General features: G+C 56.1%; 1 protein-coding gene. It reads right to left on the bottom strand.

Features of this window, described 5'->3' with window-relative positions; translation table 11 throughout:
* Nucleotide 1: 1 nt before the first annotated feature.
* Complete coding sequence (gene tuf / locus QQL54_RS15420; RefSeq protein ID WP_284392539.1) at nt 2-1,177, bottom strand: elongation factor Tu; 1,176 nt, start codon at nt 1,175-1,177, stop codon at nt 2-4.

Here is a 1,177-nt window from a genome sequence, read left to right as displayed (position 1 = left end):
CTTAATCCGTGATTTTTGAGACGACGCCGGCGCCGACTGTGCGGCCACCTTCGCGGATGGCGAAGCGGAGCTTCTCTTCCATCGCGATCGGGACGATCAGCTCAACATCAACATTCACATTGTCGCCCGGCATGACCATTTCTGTTCCGTCCTTGAGCGTGACAACACCAGTCACGTCCGTGGTGCGGAAGTAGAATTGTGGACGATAATTGTTGAAGAACGGCGTGTGACGTCCGCCCTCATCCTTAGTCAGGATATAGGCTTCAGCTTCGAACTTCTTGTGCGGCATGACTGAGCCCGGCTTGCAGAGAACCTGCCCGCGCTCAACACCTTCACGATCAATACCGCGCAGAAGGGCGCCGATATTGTCGCCCGCTTCACCGCGGTCCAGCAGTTTGCGGAACATTTCAACACCGGTACACGTCGTTGTTGTTGTGTCGCGAACACCGACGATTTCGATGCTGTCACCAACATTGATCACGCCGCGCTCAACCCGACCAGTCACAACCGTACCGCGGCCAGAAATTGAGAACACATCCTCAATCGGCATCAGGAACGGCTGATCAACAGCGCGCTCAGGCTGTGGGATATATTCATCAACAGCCGCCATCAGCTTCTTGATCGACTCTTCACCAATCTCAGGATCGCGACCCTCCATAGCCGCCAGAGCGGACCCGGCGATGACAGGAATGTCGTCCCCTGGGAAGTCATAGGAAGAGAGCAGCTCGCGGATTTCCATCTCGACCAGCTCAAGCAATTCCTCATCGTCGACCTGATCGACCTTGTTCATGTAAACAACCAGAGCCGGAACACCAACCTGACGCGCCAGCAGAATGTGCTCGCGGGTCTGTGGCATCGGGCCGTCAGCCGCGTTCACAACCAAGATCGCGCCGTCCATCTGCGCCGCACCCGTGATCATGTTCTTCACATAGTCAGCGTGGCCAGGGCAGTCGACGTGGGCATAGTGACGGGCATCCGTCTCATACTCAACGTGAGCCGTCGAAATGGTGATGCCGCGCGCTTTCTCTTCCGGCGCGCCGTCAATCTGATCATAGGCTTTGAAATCACCAAAATACTTCGTGATCGCTGCCGTCAACGTCGTCTTACCATGGTCAACGTGACCAATCGTGCCGATGTTCGCATGCGGCTTGTTACGCTCGAACTTTTCCTTCGCCAT

Origin of the sequence: Algimonas ampicilliniresistens (genome assembly GCF_030159955.1) — a bacterium.
GTDB classification, from domain to species: Bacteria; Pseudomonadota; Alphaproteobacteria; order Caulobacterales; family Maricaulaceae; genus Litorimonas; species Litorimonas ampicilliniresistens.
This window is presented reverse-complemented; position numbering and strand designations above follow the sequence as displayed.

Excerpts from the sequence above, each read along its gene's own strand:
- tuf (WP_284392539.1), bottom strand. The coding sequence starts at position 1,177 with ATGGCGAAGGAAAAGTTCGAGCGTAACAAGCCGCATGCGAACATCGGC.